Annotated in this window: 1 pseudogene; it reads right to left on the bottom strand. The window is 51.7% G+C overall.

The features are described 5' to 3' along the window. Positions 1-261, bottom strand: a pseudogene (locus OHL23_RS28560) (YncE family protein); the annotation flags it as partial.

Below are 261 nucleotides of genomic sequence, written 5' to 3'. Positions count from 1 at the left end.
CTTCTCAGTCATATTCAGAAATAATCTCGATCCTGATTTCTCGACGACCATGGCCTCCAGGCGATTGGAATCAATCTTGATTTGACCTACCCTCTCGCCCGTATCGGTGTTCACGATTTCCAGGAACGTGTGGTTCAGTTTCGCATCGAGGCCGCCGTCCGCGATGTACAAATTATGTGTCACGGGGTCATACCCGGTCGCATCCGAATCGGCCAGGAGCTTCACGGTCTTCAGCAGTTCGTACGTGGTTCCGTTGAAGAT

Source organism: Acidicapsa acidisoli (assembly GCF_025685625.1).
Lineage (GTDB): Bacteria > Acidobacteriota > Terriglobia > Terriglobales > Acidobacteriaceae > Acidicapsa > Acidicapsa acidisoli.
The sequence above is the reverse complement of the archived record's forward strand: the minus strand, read 5'-3'. Positions and strand labels throughout refer to the sequence as shown.